Source organism: Marinomonas vaga (assembly GCF_055388305.1).
The window spans coordinates 101,967-121,130 of sequence record NZ_AP043903.1; the positions used below are offsets into that span (position 1 = coordinate 101,967).

Genomic DNA, 19,164 nt, shown 5'->3' on the forward strand with positions numbered 1-19,164 from the left:
GCAGGGAGTATAAATTGGGGCAATAGTTGGAGCAATCAACAAGACCGGAGATACCCCTATCTTTTCAGTGTTGATACACTAAATTAACACTCTACAATCAAGATCCCCATGGAAAACAAGATTCCCCTATCCAAAGAACAGTCACTATCCATTGCTGCACTTTCAATGGAACAAAGCATTGAGCTATATGTCCAAGGAATGCGGGTCATGATACTGAGGTTATCTAACGGTTTGCACGCCTACGAAAATCTTTGTCCCCATAGGGCAAAGCCACTTTCAGAAGCGTCCCACCTCACCTTCGACGAAAGCGGCACCCTAATCGAATGCGAACACCATGGCGCCCAGTTTTTACCAGAATCAGGACTCTGTATCACAGGGCCTTGCCAAGGTCAGTCCCTAACAAAACTCTCTATCCATCATGACGGCAGTCGTTACATTTTACTACTAAGTATTGGGACCGGAAGTTAGTTCCCTCGTTACAGAGTTTGATATGATGGATAAAAACAATGCTAATCTCGACACAAGGTTCTTTGAATGCAAACAAATGAAAATAAGATCCAGAACGCACTCATTGACATTATCAATGGTCTAAAACAGTCCATGCGCGTTGCGATGCATCAGCACAATGTCTCCTTGTCGCCGTTATACTTCATTGTTATGAAGCACATCGATGAAGATGAACAATGCACCGCCATCAAATTAGCCTCCAAACTACAAAAAGACAAAGGCCAAATCACACGCCTAATCAAAGAGCTTGAAGTACAAGAATTGCTAACCAGAGAACCTAACACAAAAGATAAGCGCAGCTTCTTTCTGAGCCTCACCCGTAAAGGAAAAAATTGCTATAAAACCCTAGAAAAACATGACATCGAGGCACTACAAGTCATGATGCAGGGTTTATCTGATGAGCAGATCGCTGCTTTTATTGAGATAGCCAACACAATGGCAGCGAACCTAGCGGAGCACAACCAACAAGCTCCGCATTAAACAATTTCAGATCTTAGCTGATCAAGAAACGTCTCCATAAAGGCTGTACGGCGCTTTGCTTCTGCTTTCCCCGCTTGAGTCTGAAAGCTGTCTGCTAAACACAGCAGCTTGTTGTAAAAATGATCAATACTAAAAGTCGTATCATCCGGTCTGCGGTCTTCACAAAAAGGGTCTAAGGTTTGATAGAGTTCACGGCCCAACTGACCACCCACCATCATGCACCGTGCGACACCGATCGCCCCTATTGCATCTAATCGATCAGCATCTTGCACCACCTTGGCTTCGACAGTTTCAGGCACTACGGCAGCACTGTAGCTGTGGGCAGTAATACTGTGTTTAATCGCTTTCAACGCACCATCTGCGTACCCTAGCTCACTCAAAAATACAGAAGCCTGTTCTGCTGCCATCCCTGACGCCAAATGTCTTTCAGGGTGATTTTTAGGCAAATTAACCAAATCATGTAACCAGGCAGCAGGCACTACGATGAAAGGATCAGCCCCTTCGGCGTTGGCCAACTGGCGGGCGCTAACCACAACTCGTTTAATATGCGCGAGGTCATGGGCAGAGTCTTGAGCCATATGCTGGCTTATATACGCCTCACAAGCCTGCTCTATGGCCTCTAAGGAAAGCTTTGGCAAAGTGTTGGTATTCATCAGTCAGACGATTCTTCATTATTAAAAAGCCAACTATCATACCAGCCCAACACCTCTTCTGCTGGCATAGGACGGGAAAACCAGTACCCTTGCCCAAGATCACACCCAAGTCCCAGTAAATACTCCGCATGCTCCTCCGTTTCCACACCTTCAGCAATGACGTCTAAATGAAACGCATCAGCAAACCCAATCACTCCCTTAATGATGGCAAGATCATCAGGCTGATTAATCATATCCCGCACAAAACTATGGTCGATTTTCAGCATATCTACAGACATTTCTTTGAGATGACTCAAGGTGGAATAACCAGTACCAAAATCATCCAATGAGGTAGAAATCCCCATTTTCTTACAACCATTAATGACAGCTGCCACTTTGGCGAGATCTTCAATGGCACTGGTTTCTAAAATCTCTAACTCTAAGGCATGGGCCACAGACTCTGGATACCCCTCAAGAGCAGACTCCAAATCGGCTAAAAAATTAGGTTGCTGCAGTTGATAACCCGCCAAATTCACACTGACGCTCTGCCCGTAACCGAGTTTTTGCCAAGCATCAATCTGAGCTACTGCCGTCTTAATCACCCAATGACCAATCTCTAACTCAAGTGGCTGATTGGTTAAAGTGGGCAGAAAAGTCACAGGAGGCAAGATGCCGCGAGCGGGATGACGCCAACGAATAAGTGCCTCATACCCAATAACCTCTCGAGTGCGCATATTAATTTTAGGTTGATAGAATAAGCAAAACTCTTTGTTGTCATAAGCCAGCTGGATTTCTTCGTATAACCTATGTTGCTCAATCAGAATACTTTCATGGGAAGAATTGAAGACATGTAGACGATTACGGCCAGCAATCTTTGCCTGGTACATGGCTTGATCGGCCTGTCGAATTAACTGATCTGCTTCGACACCATTCGCTTGAGGGTACGAGGTAATGCCAATACTGGCACTGATCTGCAGCTCAATACCTGAGACTAGGAAAGGCTCAGACAAGGATTGCAATAAAGACTCTAAAGCCCCCTCTGAGACTTCCAGGTCTTCTCCCTTTTCTAGGGGCATTAAGATAACAAACTCATCCCCACCAAAACGAGCCACCACCTTCCCCTCGTCTAAGGTGGCCAACATACGCTGGGAAACCTGCACTAACAATATATCTCCAGTCTCATGACCAAAGGTATCATTGACCTCTTTAAAGCCATCAAGATCAATAAATGCCAGTACAAACCTATGACCATTGATCTGAGCCTGAGCGATATGATGATCTAAAGATTGAGTCAAATTCGTACGGTTAGGCAATCCTGTCAGGGCATCGAAATAGGCAATGTGCGCCAACTGCTCTTCATTACGTTTTTGTCGGGTGATATCAGAAAACAAAGAAATATAGTGTGTGACTTTCTGATGAACATCTTTCACAGATGCGATGGTTAAATTCTGGGCGAAAATAGCTCCATCTTTGCGTTTATTCCAAACCTCCCCTTCCCAAAATCCATAGAGAAGAATCTGGCGCCACATTTCTTCATAGAACTCTCGACTCTGGCGCCCTGAACTCAAAATTCTTGGATTTTTCCCTAAGATGTCTGTTCTTGAATACCCCGTAATCCGACTGAATGCGTCGTTCACTTCAATGATTGCACCTTCTGGAGTCGTGATGGCGATGCCTTCACGAGCGTTGTCAAACACACTGGCAGACAGCTCTAATAGCTGCTGGGATTTATGGCGATCAGTGATGTCCAAGTGAGAACCCACTAACTCAGAGATTTCCCCCTCTTCGTTAAACAGCGCTTGAACTCTGTCTTCCACCCAAAGCCACTTAGTACCAGAGTGAATACGATAATTGGAGATAAGTGTCCCTTGGCAGCCCTTTACACGCCACTCTCGCATCGCTGCCAAGACGTCAGTCACATCCTCATCGTGGATGGAATTTGCCCACCATTTAGGCAAAGCTTTAATCTCTTCAGCAGTCAACCCATACAGCTTTTTACAGTTCGCACTAATAAAACGCAGCTGCAGTGTGTCCGGTGCTAAGGAATAAATCATAGCAGGACTACTGCTCAGCAAATCATCCAGCTGATCATAACTTTTAGACAGTAAAGTTTTGGCCAACTGTAGTTCGTCCACTACAGCGCCCAGCTTCTTATTTTGACGGTAGGTGAACCAAGAGGCACCGATCAGTATCAGCACAATGACATTCGCTAGAATCACATAGAGGGCATAGGCTTTAACAATCGCTACCCAAGACACTTGAGTCTTATCGTAGGGGGCTATTTTCAACTCTTTTAGCACCTGCTCCACCGGGAAATAATCAAGTGCAGGTACAAAGCCTGAGATCCCCAGGGCTTCCATACTGGAAATCGAGTTTGGCAAGCTCAACAGCCCAGCCGTAATACCTTTAACTACATTCATATCAATATGAGAAAGCGCCACCAAGGCCCATTCTGGGTACAGCCGAGTGGACACTTTAAAAGGATAGCCCGCCAGCGTCTGCTCATTCAGTACGCGAATATTGTCGAACGAGAGTTGTCCCGTCGCAACCATGTTCTCTAAAACACCCGACCGTACAAAACCGACGTCAGCCTGTCGATTTAATATTCCCTGTACAACGGCTTCATCAGAGTTGAATAACTGAACGTCATCAGCAGATGGGGAATTTAAGCCCCGGCTATAGAGCTCATAAATCTGAGCGATATACGTCTCTAAATAATCTAAAGCGACGCTTGCCACCTGGTGCTGGAAGACATTCTCAAGAGTAATATGAGAGTCCTCACGTCTTGTAAAGATGACGCCCCCCATCAAGTTGGTCGCACTACGCTCTTTCATTCGCCCCATGGTCACTAACGCAGCACTCATATTGCCCGCGCTGCGGTAAAGCAAATAATGAACAGGATCAATTAATACCACATCAAATTCGTGGCGCTCGATCCCCTGTTCCAAAGCCTTTGCATCCACCAAAAATAACTCGATAGAATAATCATCAATAAGATTTTCTAGATCATCGATCACCGGTTGATACTTAGCCATAAGCATCACATCGGGCTGATAGGATAAAACCGCTAACCTAATCTTATGGTCAGCGATCGCAGTAAGCGGGATTAATAAAATAAATGCTAAAATCCATCTAGGCATAAAAACCTACTACTCTATTCTAAATAAAAATGCCGGCTGAAGCAGAGCTCTAAGCTGATAATCAGGCAGTAAAGGCAGACCGTTATTCATAGACAAATTGATCAGTTGTATCGCCTGGTAAAATTCAGAATCTAGCGTCAGCATACGCTTGTTATAATCTAAATCAGGTAAATATAGACCACTAAAAACTTTTCGGTTTTCTTCATAGCTCAAGGATCGCCAAGCTGCAATACGCCTAAGAGCATCTTCCGAATTAACTCTTAAATATTGAAGTGCTTTGAAATGAGCCGCTAACAGCTCTGTTATTGCGCTTTCACGAAAGAACCTTGCATCCCTTCGCACTACCAAAACATCGTAAATGATTCCGGGAAAATCGCGGCTATCGTATACCCTAAACGCGCCTTTCTGCTCAAGATAGGAGGCATAAGGCTCAAAGGTAATAGCATAGTCAAACGCTTTAGTATCCCAAAATACCACCTGATCATTTGGAGGAATTTCTACTATGTCTACGTCATTCTTATCAAAGCCTGACGCCTTAAATACCTCATGCAAAACAATAGCACTGACAGTGTTCCCTTCGTAGGCAATTCGACTACCCTTTAAATCCACCCAAGAAGCTTGCTCTTTCTGAGACATCAGCACATCAGCCCCCACCGATTCATCTAGAATCGCCACAATATCCAATGGCACTCCTCGACTTCGGGCGTATAGAGCCTCATCAAGCGTTAACGCCGCAGCCTGAACTTCCCCCGCTTCCAGTAGGGCCAATGATTGGGAAGCGTTTTTCACCTGTACCACACTGATATCATCAGGCAACCAAGAGAAATGTTCCGCCACCACAAAACTCTCATAGCCAGGCCATGGATGAAGGCTGAGCTTCAGAGGTTTACCACTAACAAGCACATACAGTATTACGCCAGTCAAAAATACGACCAACACAATTAAGATGATACGAATACGCTTCAGATTATCCTCCTGCAAACATCGCTAAATACCCGGCACAGCATCTTTGAAGAGAGCACTTTATCAGAGCCGAATAAGAACGAAGTTAAAACCTCGAACATTCAAAAGAAAACAACGCTCAAAAGCTCTCGAGATAGCGTTTCTTTACAAATATACGCGAAGGAAAACTAGCAATTAATATATTAGCGGCTAATGTAATAATATTTACTTATGAGATGATATAAGTCAGTTTTCACGATACTTACACGAACACGAAACGTGAGAAATCTAGTATATTACCGTTATTCATGACGAAGCCTTAAATTGGAGTTCCATAGGATGGCCAGACAGCGAACATACGATATTCGCGCCGTTTTACTCTCAGGCATAGCCTTTGTCGCTATCTGTATCGCTGGTGGATACGTTACCAAGCTATCCAATGATAACTTTGTTCAAAGTCAACGAATCTACCTTGGCAGCACAGCCCGTTCACAAGCCTCTGATTTAGAACGCAGTCTTTCTCTTGCTTTCACCTCGACTCAAATACTTGCTCACCAAATCGAAGTTGATCAGGGCAATACTGAGCTGTTTGAAAACTACGCCGAAAATATCATGGACTCCATTGGTGGCATCGAAAATATTCAATTGGCCCCAGATGGCATTATCCAGTTTATCTATCCCCTTAAAGGCAATGAAAATGCGATAGGTTTGGATGTCTTAAACCACCCAAGATACCGAGAGGCAGCTCAACTCGCCATTAGAGAAAAAACCATGATCGCCGTGGGTCCCGTCAAGCTGGTACAGGGAGGCATTGCGGTCATTGGTAGAACACCGATTTTTATCGGGGGAACAGATAACGCCAAATTTTGGGGCTTTGCATCGGCTCTCATTCTGCTGGACAATTTATTAGCAGACACAGGCATCCGCGAGCTCGAAGAAGAAGGTTACAGCGTCACATTAGAGCGAAATCATACGGACACGTCTGAGAAATCAGTCTTTTACGAATCCAGCACCCCTATCAACCCCAAAACCGCTGTACAATCTGATATCACCCTCCCCACTGGTACCTGGACGCTCATCATCTCTTTGGATGTCTCAGATAGAATAGAATCCCGCTCCCACACATTAATGCTTATCACAGTGGTCATAGGCGTACTGACTTCTTTGTTTCTATTTTTGATTTCCATTAGGCCCAAACAACTTGAGCAAGAAGTGCAAAAGAAGACCAAAGAGCTTCAGAAACTTGCCTATAACGACCCGCTTACAGGCCTCCCTAACCGGCGCTACCTTAACGATCTTCTTCCCCAGTACTTATCAGAATTACAGGCTAACAACCAATCGGGCGCTTTCATCTATTTTGACCTCGATAACTTTAAGTCTATTAATGATTCCATTGGTCATGATGTCGGTGATCGAGTGCTCCAAGAGGTCGCTCGACGACTGACTAACAGCATTGATGAAAACGATTTGATAATACGGTTGGGTGGGGATGAATTTGCCATCATCCTTGGCGATGGCAGTATCGATAGCATTGAAGACACGGCTAAAGAAATACTCTCGAACATACAAAAGATACTTCGGATCGAGCATAGGGAATTCAAGCTCAGCACATCCTTAGGGGTTTCTCTGTTTCCACAGCATAGCCAAAATGTACTTGAGCTCATGCGCTTCTCAGACGTTGCCCTCTACGAAGCAAAACACCGGGGTAAAAACCAATTCATTCTGTTTACAGACGCTATGCAGAAAAAGCTGATGGAACACCATCAGGAGGAACTTGCCCTAGCAAAAGCCATAAAAAACCATCAGCTTGTGCTCTACTTCCAGCCTCAGTTTGATTTGGAAGTCTCCAAAGTCATCGGAGCAGAGGCCTTGGTTCGTTGGATCCATCCACAAAAAGGTCTGGTATTCCCAGATCAGTTTATCCCTCTTGCAGAACAATCAGGCCAGATTCTTGAGCTTGGTAATTACGTCATTCGCAAGAGCTTTGAATACCTAAGATCTCGCTTTGATTTAGGTTTACCCCCTATTCTTCTGCACATTAACCTATCGTCACTGCAATTAAGCGACCTTAATCTAGTCCCCTTCGTAAAAGAAATGATTGACCTCTATAAAGTGCCTGGTCATTACATAGGATTCGAGATCACAGAGACCACTCTGTTAACAGACTTAGAACACGCCAAGAAAACCTTAAATGGATTGAAGGCCTTGGGGATCTGCATTGCCATTGACGATTTTGGTACGGGATTTTCGTCCCTTGGGCAGCTTAAAAACCTACCCGTGGATCTGATCAAGATTGACCGCAGCTTTGTGATGGATTTAGAAAACGATCCAGACGACAAAATGATTGTAGAAGCCATTATTGCCATGGCTCACAAACTGGATACTCAGGTGATTGCGGAAGGCATCGAATCTCATGGACAGCTTCAGATGCTGCGTGATTTCAAATGTGACTTGGGCCAAGGCTACCTTATCAGTCGCCCTATCCCGGAAGCAGAATTTAACCGCTTTGATGAAGACATTACACCACTACTGAAATAGCAGGCTTTAGAGTCTCTTCATTTGTTACAAACAGACTCCAATAAAAAAGCCCCAAGCTCTTAGCCAATGCAATCTTGCACTCGCATCTTAGAGCTTGAGGCTTTCTACGAGAGGCTAATTCGCCTCTGGCAGATTTAGGACGCTAGACAGATGGCACGACCGTGGTTGTGCACTTCCACTAGTTCCTTATGTAGGCTGCGAATTGCTACTTCGTAATCATCTTCATCAACTACGAACTGCATATCCACCTGACGCATAGATTGGTGCATAGCGATGACGTTGATGTCTTGTTCAGAAATGGCTTTCACGGCTTTTGCCAACATGCCTGTGGTTTTCATATCTGAACCGATAGCAGACACAATGGCCACTTTACGTTGCGCAATTTCTGCTTCTGGGAACTCTTCGCGAAGCACGCGCATAACACGCTTCATGGTCTTCAAGTTCACCGCAAGGTAGTGGGTAATGCTGTTCGCATTGATGTCTTTAGCGATGATATGAGCGCCAAGCTGATTAAGTACTTTTAAAATACCCATATCAAAGGCATCGATTTCACCCGCCATTTCTTGGTCAAATAGCTCAACTGCGTAGACACCACGGCTACCTGCGATGATCTCAACACATGGCTCATCAGAGACGTAATCACCGGTAATAAGCGTACCGCTGTGCTCTGGCTCAAAGGTATTTTTCACACGCAGTGCAATACCGCTCTGACGCAAACCTTTTGCTGCTTTAGGGTGGATAGCCTCCATCCCTAAGTTAGCCAATTGATCCGCTACATCATAGTTAGTACGTCCGATTGGCACAGCTTTGTCTTCACCTACCAAACGTGGATCCGCACTACTTAAGTGGAATTCCTTGTGGATGATGGCTTCACGGGCATGGGTTAAGACTGCGATACGGCTGAATGTCATCTCTGAGTAACCACGGTCAAAAGTGGTCATCAAGCCAGTTTCGCTGTGGGCATAACCGGTCGCAATAGGTAGCTGTTTAGACAAATCGATGTCTTTAAACGCTTCAATAATGCGCTCATCCAGTGACATGTGACTGTTGGTCTTCCAACCTGTCAAATCAACAAAAACCGCATCCACGCCATCGCGCTTCAGTAGGTTTGCCATGTTCCAAGCACTGTGCGCTTCACCTAGGCTGGCAAGCATTTCACGGACTGTCGCCAAATGTTCACTGATGGCAAAGTGACCGTGAGAACACAAGCGACTCAAATCTTCCAACGCTTCTTTGGCATCATCTAGACGACCTTCTAAAAAGTCGTTAGCTTCTTTAAGAAGCTCACTCTCACCAAATAGGTTGCGGTTAATGTCAAGCATAGTGGTACGAACGTCTTCAAAAGCATCGCCCCAAGCTTCTTGGTTACGGTCTTTTGCGAAGTGTGCGTAAATACCTGCGTCACCGGTTTTCTTAGCTTCCAGTAACTTATCGGTAATGCCGCCGTATGCCGACACTACAAAAATGCGTTGATACAGGTCTTCTCCACCTGCTGGCTTAAAAATTATATTGTCTCGAACCGAACGGTAGTCACTCATTGACGTGCCGCCGATTTTATCAACTGTGTGTAGTCCCATGATGTATCCGAAATTCTGTGGGGTTAAGGGAACCTCAACCTAGTGTGAGCGCCGGCGCGTAGTTTGTCATAAGGTCGCTCAAATATTAAGCATGAATTACATAAATCTTAATGAAATATGACCTTTTTAAACGCTGGATCGACTCCGGCTCTGCCTAGTCAGAATCGTAATCAGGATTCTTGGCACTGAGCTGAGATATGACGTGGTTAAAACGAGGTAAGCAAAGAGGAGCAAAAAGCTCCTCTGAAGGGATCATTAATCGACTAACTCGTAAGCACCTTCCGCATTGTGTACTTCCTTACCTGTTACAGGTGGGTTGAATACACAAGCCAGCTTTAGCTCTTTAAACGCACGCAAGGTGTGGCGATCATGCTCGTTTAGGTTATACAAAGTACCCGGTGTAATTGGGTAGACTTTACCGTCTTCACGGCTTTCAATTTCACCTTCACCTTCGATACAAAAAACAGACTCGAAATGGTTTTGGTAATGGAATTGGCATTCCTCGCCAGCAAAAATCGTCGTAATGTGAAAGGAGTATCCCATGTTGTCGCCTTTCAACAACATACGAACACTCTGCCACTTACCGTCTGGTGAGACTACGCGGCGTTCTGTCTTTTCACATTCATCTAGATTACGAACAATCATTTTCGCTCCTTATTAATCAATAAACTTAAAATCGGTTACTAACTTTTCAGGTAAGCGCTCCCTTGGTGGAAGCACTTGCCTGCTTATCAGCCAATTAGATGGCGATGTCGTAATTTTCGTCGAAGTAGCTTTTCTCTTCTGGCATTTCATCGGTTTTGGCACAAACCTCACGAATGGCTTGCTCAACGATATCAATACCGTGCTTCAACTCTTCGTCTGTAATCGTAAGAGGACACAAGAATTTCACTACTTGGTCATCAGCACCAGAAGTCTCGATGATCAGGTTCTGCTTGAAACATGCTTTGGTGATCTTGCTGGCAAATTCACCGCTCACACAATTAATGCCTCGCATCATGCCGCGACCACGGATGGAGAAGTTACCTTCACCAAACTCTTCTGTAATAGACGCTAGACGGTCTTCGATGTACTGACCTTTACGACGTACTTCTGCAGCGAATTTGTCATCTTTCCAGAAAGTTTCAATGGCTGTTTTCGCAGTCACGAACGCCAAGTTATTACCACGGAAGGTACCGTTATGCTCGCCTGGTTTCCACTCGTCTAGCTCAGGGCGGAATAACACGATCGCAAAGGGTAGACCGTAGCCAGAAATAGATTTAGACATGGTGACAATGTCTGGCTTAATGCCTGCAGGCTCAAAGCTGAAGAAGGTACCCGTACGACCACAACCCGCCTGAATGTCATCGACAATCAATAGGACTTTATGTTTTTTACATACCGCATCTAGGTTCTTCAACCAATCAAGGCTGGCAGCGTTGATACCACCCTCACCTTGGACCGTCTCAACCAAAACAGCTGCTGGGTGATCGATACCACTAGAAGAATCAGACAATACTTTATCTAGGTACTCTGTGGTTTCGATGCCATCACCTAGGTAACCATCGTAAGGCACACGGCTCACGCCTGTAAGAGACGTACCCGCCACACCACGGTGGTGTGAGTTACCCGTCGCGGCAAGGGCACCCAAGCTACAACCATGGAAGCCGTTAGTGAAGGTGATGATGTTTTCACGACCCGTCACGTTTCGAGCCAGTTTCATTGCTGCTTCCACTGCGTTGGTACCAGTTGGACCGGTAAACTGCATCACGTATTCCAGGTCACGCGGATCTAAGATGTGATTTTTAAAGGCTTCCATAAACTCGCCCTTCGCCTTGGTATGCAAATCCAAGCCATGGGTGATGCCATCTTCCATGATGTATTCAACCAGCTTCTTCTTCAGAATCGGGTTGTTATGACCGTAGTTCAATGTGCCGGCACCGGCTAAGAAGTCTAGATATTTGTTACCTTCTTCATCGAACAGGTAGCTACCTTGCGCTTTGTTAAAAATGCGTGGGAATGAACGTGCGTAAGACTGTACTTCTGATTCGATCTCTTCAAAAATTTTCATATCTAATCCTCTTCCTATAATTAAATTCTGTTGACGTATTCCGAGTGGGTATTAATGACCCGCTAGGTTAAATGGGCCAATTCGCACTAGGTGCTCAGTACCATGACGCCCTTTAAAATGCTTTGTCTCATCGAACATCACTGAGTCTTCCAGCGGTGCATCTAATTGCTTCGCGAGACTTCTAAATAATGCCCAAGAGGCTTCGTTATCCGGTGTGATGGTAGTTTCGATGTATTTAACAGACTGCATATCAGCTCGGTTTAATACTTCGGCTACCATCTTTTTAGCTAAGCCAAGACCTCGAGCCTTGGCATCTACTGCCACCTGCCAAACAAACCAAGTCGGTTCTTGGCGCGCTGGAATTTGATATCCAGACACAAACCCAACCAGTTCCCCTTGTTTTTCAGCGGCCACAGCAGTGTCCGAAAAATGGCTACACTGCAGCAAGTTGCAGTAAGAAGAATTTGGGTCAAGCGGCGCACAACGTTCGACGAGATCAAAAACATCTATCCCATCTTCAGCCGTTGGCTTTCTTAAAATAATTTCGTTGCTTTCCATAACTCACCCATTACATGTCTAATCTTATAAACCAAGCTATTGCTTAGCTCGCAAACTCAATTGATGTTAAAAACTGCTTAAAAACCAATTAAAAACAGACTCAATAACGAATCAATCAATTGCTTCGATGGCTAAATAGATTACAGGACTAAATATTTTTATCAAGATTTATTTTTAACTCTAATTATTTCAACTATATTAATATCAACTCAAATGACCTACTTTTTACGATGATTTGCCTTAAAACTGACCAGCTCGACAGTTTTTTGCTTGAAAAACGTGCGCAAACTTTGCAAAATCGCCCGCAATTCAGAGCGTTCAATTAATAATCGTTTTTATTAATTCCAATTTTGTCAGTGTGGGAAGCGCAATTTTGGTCAAAATCTCTGAGCGATGTTCTCCAATTAACACACAAGCAAATCACCATAGAGCCGCTGCAATATCGCCGCTCATGGCTCTGCACAGCCTCACGCTCACGTTGTTCGAGGTCTGAGTAAATTGCTCAATAACAAGAGATAGTTATGCAAGAAAAGAAGTCTATTCACGGCTCATGGGCGAGTCGCTGGATCTTTATTTTAGCGGCTACCGGCTCCGCTGTTGGCCTAGGTAACATCTGGAAGTTCCCTTACATTACGGGTGAAAATGGCGGTGGCGCATTTGTACTCGTTTACCTAGTTTGTATTGCCCTAGTAGGCATTCCAATCATGATGGCCGAGGTCTTTGTTGGTCGTCGAGCACGTCAAAGCCCTGTCAATGCATTGACGGATCTTGCCGAAGAATCGGGTCATTCTAAAAAATGGGGCCTAGTGGGCTTCATGGGAATGTTAGCTGGCGTACTCATCTTCTCCTTTTACTCAGTCGTTGCAGGCTGGGTGCTTCAGTACATTGTTTCGACTGCGAGCGGCGCACTGAACAACATCAGCTCTGATGACGCTGGCGCACTGTTCTCAGGCTTGCTAGCCGATCCAACTACTCTGCTTATGTGGCACACCATCTTCACCATCATGGTCGTTGTAGTGGTTGCTGCAGGGGTTAACGCCGGTCTAGAACGCGCCACACGCATCATGATGCCTGCGTTGTTCGTGCTGCTGTTAGTCCTATTCGGTTACGCAATGAGCACTGATGGCTTTGAAGCAGGCTGGCACTTCATGTTCGATTTTGACGTGAGTAAGCTATCTTGGGATGCCGTTCTGGTTGCACTTGGTCACTCATTCTTTACCCTTTCTTTGGGTATGGGCACCATCATGGCATACGGTTCTTACATGCCTAAACGTGCATCGATTGGCTCTACCGTACTCGCGATTGGCTTCTTGGACACTATCGTTGCATTGATCGCAGGCTTAGCAATCTTCCCAATCATTTTCTCTAATGGTATGGATCCAGCAGCAGGCCCTGGCCTGATGTTTATCTCTTTGCCTGTTGCCTTCGGCCAAATGGCAGGCGGTCAATTCTTTGGCTTCTTGTTCTTTGTTCTAATTGGCGTGGCAGCTTGGACATCAGCAATTTCTCTACTAGAGCCGACGGTTGCTTACCTAGTTGAGAAGTTTGAAATGGGTCGTACTAAAGCGACTATCGCATTAGGCGTAGTAGTATGGGCGCTAGGCATCATGTGTCTTGGTTCATTCAACTTTATGTCTGACGTGACTTTCTTTGGTAAGAACACGTTCGATTTCCTAGATTACTTGACCGCAAACATCATGCTGCCATTGGGCGGTATCCTAGTGTCCGTATTCGCAGGCTGGGTTGTAAAACAGAAGTTTGCTGCCGAAGAGTTAAGCCTGAAGTCCGACGCTTTGCTGAAATTGTGGCTGTTCGTGGTGAAATTCGTTGCGCCGATCGCGGTTGCGATTGTATTCGTTTTGAACCTGTAATCAGTCACGAAGCTTCCCAAATAAAAACGCCACCCGAGTTACTCGGGTGGCGTTTTTTTATGAGATCTAATAAATCCTAAGATTTCAAAGCAAAGCTTTCACCTGCTGAAACAAATGTATTTTGCAGGGTGTTATCACGACGCAGACGGTTCCAAATTTTTTCGTGGAAGTAGTATGCAACAGTATTAATGGCAGGCTCGATCAGTGCGACAGCTCCACCCACAACGAAGCTGCCAGTAATCAAGTAGGCAACCGTAAACGCCACACTGAAGTGCATGATTGCAAAAGTAATTGTTTTAGTCATGGCTGGTGTCCTCTTATTCCTAATCCGATATAAGAATAATAAGCCCGCCTATTAAATTTTAAAAATTAATAAATAAAATAAATTTAATAGCTATTAGCTAATCAGGAATTTAGTTCTGATTGAATCAATTCCGCCACATTGGAAAAAGCCCACCCGCCTGTCGCTAGACCTTGATGCTCTGCGTATAACCAAGCACCACTGCTGACCCAGACCATTTCCTTCCCAATATCCCCCTCTTCAAGCCAACGTTTTACACCTTGCTCAGAGGTACGTTCCGCCACTATGATGATCTGACAGGCACCCATGCCTGCCTGCAGGGACTCAGCTTCTTGCCTATGGGTAACGCCATCCACCAACACAAACCCTCGACCTGATTCTATTACCCACCAAGCCACCAGTTTTGCCATGAGATTGCATTCATCCATATTTACGATGAGCACTTTCTCCTTTGAAGAACGAATGGATTTTGCGCCATTTAGCTTCAATAAAGTGATCTGCTCCGCCAAAGAGGTCATCACATAACGCTTTAATGCCATGTCGTTATTGAGCGATTGCAAGGTAGGAAAAATCCCATTCAATAACAACACATGAAATGGGTACTGCTTAACCGCTTCTTGAAACAGCTGCTCCCAACGTCCCTGAGAAAAGCTTCTAGCCGCCTCCACAAAGGTGTCTTGCCAGCTTCGCCATTGATTCCCCAAGCCCTCAGAGTCTAATGTCTCAGATTCTAAGCTATCCCCTTGACGATCCAATAATGCACGAACCTTGCCCACCGCAACGCCTTGGTTCATCCAATAAAGAATCCGCTCCACCCGCTCTACATCCTTATCTCCATACAATCGATGGCCTTTCTCTGTACGAAAAGGTTTGAGCAATCCATAGCGGCGCTCCCAAGCACGCAAGGTCACAGAGTTGACCCCTGTGCGAGTTGATAACTCCCTAATTGGGAAAAGCACATCAACCTTTTGGACTTGTTGTTCACTCATCTTTACACCAAAAACTTGTACATTATGAAAACTTGTATAAGATAATAATTATACAAGAAATTAATTTGTACAAGAATAATATTTTAAGCATTTGGAGCAAAGACCGCCATGTCAAACGCTATCCCGACAACCTCCCTAGCCATTATTGGTGCTGGCCTCGCTGGTACCAGCATGGCTTATTTCGCCAATCGACAAGGCATTGCAACGACACTCATAGATAAATCTCGTGGTACGGGCGGTCGTGCCGGCAGCAAACGATTAGAACAAGGTAGTGTGGAGCTTGGGGCAAGCATCATTAGTTTTCATGACCCCGACCTAATGGAACTTAGGGACACACTGCTTAACGCAAACGTACTGGCCAGCTGGCAAAGCGGACATGTAGGCGTTCCACGCATGTCTGCTATCAGCCGCTACCTAGCAGGTGACACCCCCTTGATAACACAACAACGTGTACAACATTTAGAACGTCGAGGGGACCATTGGCTGCTGCGAGACGACAAGTACCAACCCATAATCAAAGCTCAAGCACTGGTCATTGCCACCCCTGCTACACAGGCTGCCATGCTGTTGGCTACCGTTCCTAACACCCCTAATCTGTTACTGAATGCCAACCAATCCAGTGCGGCCACTCAACCTCAATGGAGCATGTGGCTACGTACTGAGAAAAGTGATCAAGCACCATTGCAGCTTGTCCCAAATGAAGTACTGCAAACCCTAATCAAGGATTCAGACAAGCCACAACGAATGCAAAGTGAGTTGGACACTTGGGTTATTCAAAGCACCACAACCTGGGGTCAGCAACACATTGACGACGATAAAACCCAAGTGCAGAAAGACATGATCCATGCATTCGAAACCGCCACAGGCCTGACGGCAGTAGAGCAAGGCACGCCCCACCGCTGGTTGCTAGGACGTCAAGCAGTCGTCACTTCCAACAAGCCATTTTTATATGATCCAGCTCTTAAGTTAATCGTCATTGGGGACTGGCTCTGCCAAGGTGATGGCGAAGGTGCCGTATTAAGCGCCAAATTTGCCGCCGACAAAGTGCTATCAAGCATCTCATTTTTATAGAGTCAGGAGAGCACCATGAACGCTAACAACTTTCATCCAGATTTCCTTGATCACAAAATCCCTGTTGGCATCAGCGCTTGCCTACTGGGGGAAAATGTTCGTTTTAATGGCGGTCATAGCCGCTCTACTTATTGCCTAGGGCCCCTTTCAGAACATTTTGATTATCAGAAGTTTTGCCCTGAAGTGGCAGCAGGCTTTGGTACACCTCGACCAACCATGCGATTAGAGGGGGACCCAAATGCTCCTCGACTTACCTTTTCTAACAAGTCTGGCGAGGATCTATCAGATCAATTGAACCAAGCCAACAAACGCTACTTGGACCAGATGCCTGCTTTGGATGGCTATATCGTGATGAAAAACTCCCCATCCTGCGGCCTAGAACGCATCAAGGTGTACCAAAAAAATGGCCACCCTCATATGCAGCGTGTTGCCGGACTGTTTACCCAAGCACTGCAAGAACGCTTTCCGTTGTTGCCGATTGAGGAAGACGGCCGCCTCAACGACCCAGCCCTGCGAGAAAACTTTATCTTGCGAGTGTTTGCCCACCATGAGTTTCGCCACACGGTACAAAACCAACTCTCTATGAAAGCGTTACTGGACTACCACAGTCGTTATAAATACGTTGTTATGGCCCACTCTCAGCCCGCCTACAAGGCCCTTGGAAAACTACTCTCTGGGCAAGAAAAATGCCCTATTGAAGATCTAGCGGAACGCTATTTCCATGATTTCATGCAGGCTATTGGTCGCCCAGCAAAACGCCGTAACCACTGCAATGTTCTCATGCACCTAGTGGGCTACCTCAAGCGCCAAGTAGATGTGGAGATCCGCAAGGACATATTAGACGTAGTAGAGCAGTACCGTCGTGGAGAGGTGAATCTCACTACCCCCACGACACTGCTGTACCACTACCTGAAGCACTACGGCAGTGATTACGTTAAGGCACAGCGCTACTTTGCCCCTTACCCCAAAAAACTTGGCATTAGGAATACGGTGTAACCATGTCAGCAACCCAGTTAGTATGGCTAAGAAACGACCTAAGATTAGCCGATCACCCAGCCATCTATGAAGCTCAACAACAGGGTGACATTGCTCTTGTGGTTTGCTTGACCCCAGGGCAGTGGCAAGAACACAACGAATCAGAGGCAAAATTCGCCCTGCGGGAACAACTCATCGATACGCTGTTTCTGCAAGCTAAATCCCTCAACATTTCCCTGCATGTGTTGCACCTTAAACGCTTCAGCGATTGCGCCAAAGCCATTCCAGCACTGTGCTCAGAACACCATTACCAACAAGTGTGGTGGCAAAATGAATTGCCTGTGCACGAAGCACAAAGAGATGACAAAGTGGCGCAAGCCCTAGAGGAAGGCAAAATTGCTTGCCAAAGACTGGCACCTGACTTGATTGTCCCCACTCCCGTATTGAACCAGCAGAACGGACCGTTCAAGGTTTTTACCCCTTTTTATAAACGTTGGTTGCAGATACTCATCCAGCAATTAAGCAGCCCCTACCCTGAGCCAAAGGCTCAATCTGAAAGCATACATTCCGACCATCAAAGCTTTCGTAGTAAGGACTTTCGCGATGACCTTTGGCCAGCGGATTACCAAGCCATCCGTGAGAAGCTATGGCGTTTTTGCCACAATAAAGAAGCCCAGTATGATGAAGATAGGGACTTCCCTGCCGTTCCTGGCACCAGCCTTCTCTCACCTTATTTAGCCCTGGGAGCAATTGGCCCGAGAGACTGTCTTGAAGCCATCATGTATGTCTCACAACAAAATAATCGTGACTGGCAAGCGAGCGTTTGGCTTAAAGAACTCGCTTGGCGGGATTTCTACAAACAACTCATGGGGCATTTCCCCGATTTATCAAAATCTCTGCCCTTTAAACCTGAAACCCAACAGGTGAGATGGAATGATAGCGAGCAGCTGTTTCAGGCATGGTGCGAAGGCAAGACAGGTTTCCCAATTGTCGATGCCGCCATGCGCCAATTAAACCAAACGGGCTGGATGCATAATCGCCTACGTATGATTACTGCTAGCTTCCTCACTAAGTTACTCTTGATCGACTGGCGTAAGGGGGAAGCCTACTTTATGTCTAAACTTATTGATGGTGAGTTCGCCGCCAACAACGGTGGCTGGCAATGGAGTGCCTCCACTGGCTGTGATGCCGCGCCTTATTTCCGTGTCTTTAATCCTACAAGACAGTCCGAGCGTTTCGATCCAGATGGCGAGTTTATTAAGCGCTTTGTTCCCGAACTTAAACCTCTGTCGGCAAAAGAGATTCACGATCCAGCTCCATCTGTCCGGTCAAAAATTGGCTACCAAGCCCCCATCATTGATTACAAAGCAGCCCGAAAAAAGGCCATTTCCGCGTTCGAGGATTTAAAGTGAATAAAAGCAGCAACTAATATAAGGCATTTGACTTTTTGTCTCAGCACTATTATTTTGAAGTCTAATCATTAGGATTCTGAACATTATTTTGTGACAGGGATTTCCCAACCTCTCTGTAAGC

General features: G+C 45.7%; 16 protein-coding genes. 7 read left to right on the plus strand and 9 right to left on the minus strand.

Features of this window, described 5'->3' with window-relative positions:
• Positions 1–108: 108 nt before the first annotated feature.
• Both ACZ5DR_RS00490 and ACZ5DR_RS00495 read left to right on the plus strand, forming a co-directional pair.
• On the plus strand, positions 109–468 hold the full coding sequence (locus tag ACZ5DR_RS00490) for a Rieske (2Fe-2S) protein (RefSeq protein ID WP_377364959.1): 360 nt from the start codon (positions 109–111) through the stop codon (positions 466–468).
• Between the two features lie 66 nt (positions 469–534).
• Positions 535–987, plus strand: coding sequence for a MarR family winged helix-turn-helix transcriptional regulator (locus tag ACZ5DR_RS00495; RefSeq protein ID WP_377364957.1), 453 nt, complete (start codon positions 535–537; stop codon positions 985–987).
• Here the strand turns inward: ACZ5DR_RS00495 and ACZ5DR_RS00500 are convergent.
• The 3 genes from ACZ5DR_RS00500 to ACZ5DR_RS00510 all read right to left on the minus strand — a co-directional run bounded on the left by ACZ5DR_RS00500 (position 984) and on the right by ACZ5DR_RS00510 (position 5,740).
• Positions 984–1,640: an HD domain-containing protein gene (locus ACZ5DR_RS00500; protein ID WP_377364955.1), complete on the minus strand. Its 657-nt coding sequence runs from the start codon at positions 1,638–1,640 to the stop codon at positions 984–986. The genes ACZ5DR_RS00495 and ACZ5DR_RS00500 overlap by 4 nt on opposite strands.
• Positions 1,640–4,654, minus strand: coding sequence for an EAL domain-containing protein (locus ACZ5DR_RS00505; RefSeq protein WP_464543841.1), 3,015 nt, complete (start codon positions 4,652–4,654; stop codon positions 1,640–1,642). Before ACZ5DR_RS00505 ends, ACZ5DR_RS00500 begins: the two co-directional genes overlap by 1 nt.
• A gap of 114 nt (positions 4,655–4,768) precedes the next feature.
• Positions 4,769–5,740 carry an ABC transporter substrate-binding protein gene (locus ACZ5DR_RS00510; protein ID WP_377364951.1) on the minus strand — a complete coding sequence of 324 codons (972 nt, stop codon included), beginning with the start codon at positions 5,738–5,740 and terminating at the stop codon, positions 4,769–4,771.
• 300 nt (positions 5,741–6,040) lie between these two features.
• On the opposite strand from ACZ5DR_RS00510, the gene ACZ5DR_RS00515 reads away from it, so the two are divergent.
• On the plus strand, positions 6,041–8,239 hold the full coding sequence (locus ACZ5DR_RS00515) for a bifunctional diguanylate cyclase/phosphodiesterase (RefSeq protein WP_377364949.1): 2,199 nt from the start codon (positions 6,041–6,043) through the stop codon (positions 8,237–8,239).
• Between the two features lie 134 nt (positions 8,240–8,373).
• Here ACZ5DR_RS00515 and ACZ5DR_RS00520 read toward each other — a convergent pair whose 3' ends face one another.
• The 4 genes from ACZ5DR_RS00520 to ectA all read right to left on the minus strand — a co-directional run bounded on the left by ACZ5DR_RS00520 (position 8,374) and on the right by ectA (position 12,424).
• Positions 8,374–9,816 carry an aspartate kinase gene (locus tag ACZ5DR_RS00520; protein WP_377364947.1) on the minus strand — a complete coding sequence of 481 codons (1,443 nt, stop codon included), beginning with the start codon at positions 9,814–9,816 and terminating at the stop codon, positions 8,374–8,376.
• Between the two features lie 255 nt (positions 9,817–10,071).
• The gene (locus ACZ5DR_RS00525; protein ID WP_377364945.1) at positions 10,072–10,461 is read right to left on the minus strand and encodes an ectoine synthase; all 390 of its coding nucleotides are present in this window, start codon (positions 10,459–10,461) and stop codon (positions 10,072–10,074) included.
• A 94-nt stretch (positions 10,462–10,555) separates the two neighbouring features.
• Complete coding sequence (ectB, locus tag ACZ5DR_RS00530) at positions 10,556–11,866, minus strand: diaminobutyrate--2-oxoglutarate transaminase (protein WP_377364943.1); 1,311 nt, start codon at positions 11,864–11,866, stop codon at positions 10,556–10,558.
• Between the two features lie 51 nt (positions 11,867–11,917).
• The gene (ectA, locus tag ACZ5DR_RS00535; protein WP_377364941.1) at positions 11,918–12,424 is read right to left on the minus strand and encodes a diaminobutyrate acetyltransferase; all 507 of its coding nucleotides are present in this window, start codon (positions 12,422–12,424) and stop codon (positions 11,918–11,920) included.
• A gap of 521 nt (positions 12,425–12,945) precedes the next feature.
• Between ectA and ACZ5DR_RS00540 the strand changes: the two genes are divergently transcribed.
• Positions 12,946–14,295, plus strand: coding sequence for a sodium-dependent transporter (locus tag ACZ5DR_RS00540; RefSeq protein ID WP_377364939.1), 1,350 nt, complete (start codon positions 12,946–12,948; stop codon positions 14,293–14,295).
• A 76-nt stretch (positions 14,296–14,371) separates the two neighbouring features.
• Here the strand turns inward: ACZ5DR_RS00540 and ACZ5DR_RS00545 are convergent, their stop codons facing one another.
• Complete coding sequence (locus ACZ5DR_RS00545; protein WP_377364937.1) at positions 14,372–14,599, minus strand: DUF2061 domain-containing protein; 228 nt, start codon at positions 14,597–14,599, stop codon at positions 14,372–14,374.
• 101 nt (positions 14,600–14,700) lie between these two features.
• Entirely contained in the window at positions 14,701–15,585 is an 885-nt protein-coding gene (locus tag ACZ5DR_RS00550) for a MerR family transcriptional regulator (protein WP_377364935.1), read from the minus strand.
• A 108-nt stretch (positions 15,586–15,693) separates the two neighbouring features.
• On the opposite strand from ACZ5DR_RS00550, the gene ACZ5DR_RS00555 reads away from it, so the two are divergent.
• Genes ACZ5DR_RS00555 through ACZ5DR_RS00565 form a run of 3 tightly spaced genes read left to right on the plus strand, consistent with a single transcriptional unit; the run spans position 15,694 to position 19,043 of the window.
• Positions 15,694–16,656: an NAD(P)/FAD-dependent oxidoreductase gene (locus ACZ5DR_RS00555; protein WP_377364933.1), complete on the plus strand. Its 963-nt coding sequence runs from the start codon at positions 15,694–15,696 to the stop codon at positions 16,654–16,656.
• Between the two features lie 15 nt (positions 16,657–16,671).
• Positions 16,672–17,652 carry a YbgA family protein gene (locus ACZ5DR_RS00560; RefSeq protein WP_377364931.1) on the plus strand — a complete coding sequence of 327 codons (981 nt, stop codon included), beginning with the start codon at positions 16,672–16,674 and terminating at the stop codon, positions 17,650–17,652.
• Between the two features lie 2 nt (positions 17,653–17,654).
• Positions 17,655–19,043 carry a cryptochrome/photolyase family protein gene (locus ACZ5DR_RS00565; RefSeq protein WP_377364929.1) on the plus strand — a complete coding sequence of 463 codons (1,389 nt, stop codon included), beginning with the start codon at positions 17,655–17,657 and terminating at the stop codon, positions 19,041–19,043.
• The last annotated feature ends 121 nt before the right edge of the window (positions 19,044–19,164 follow it).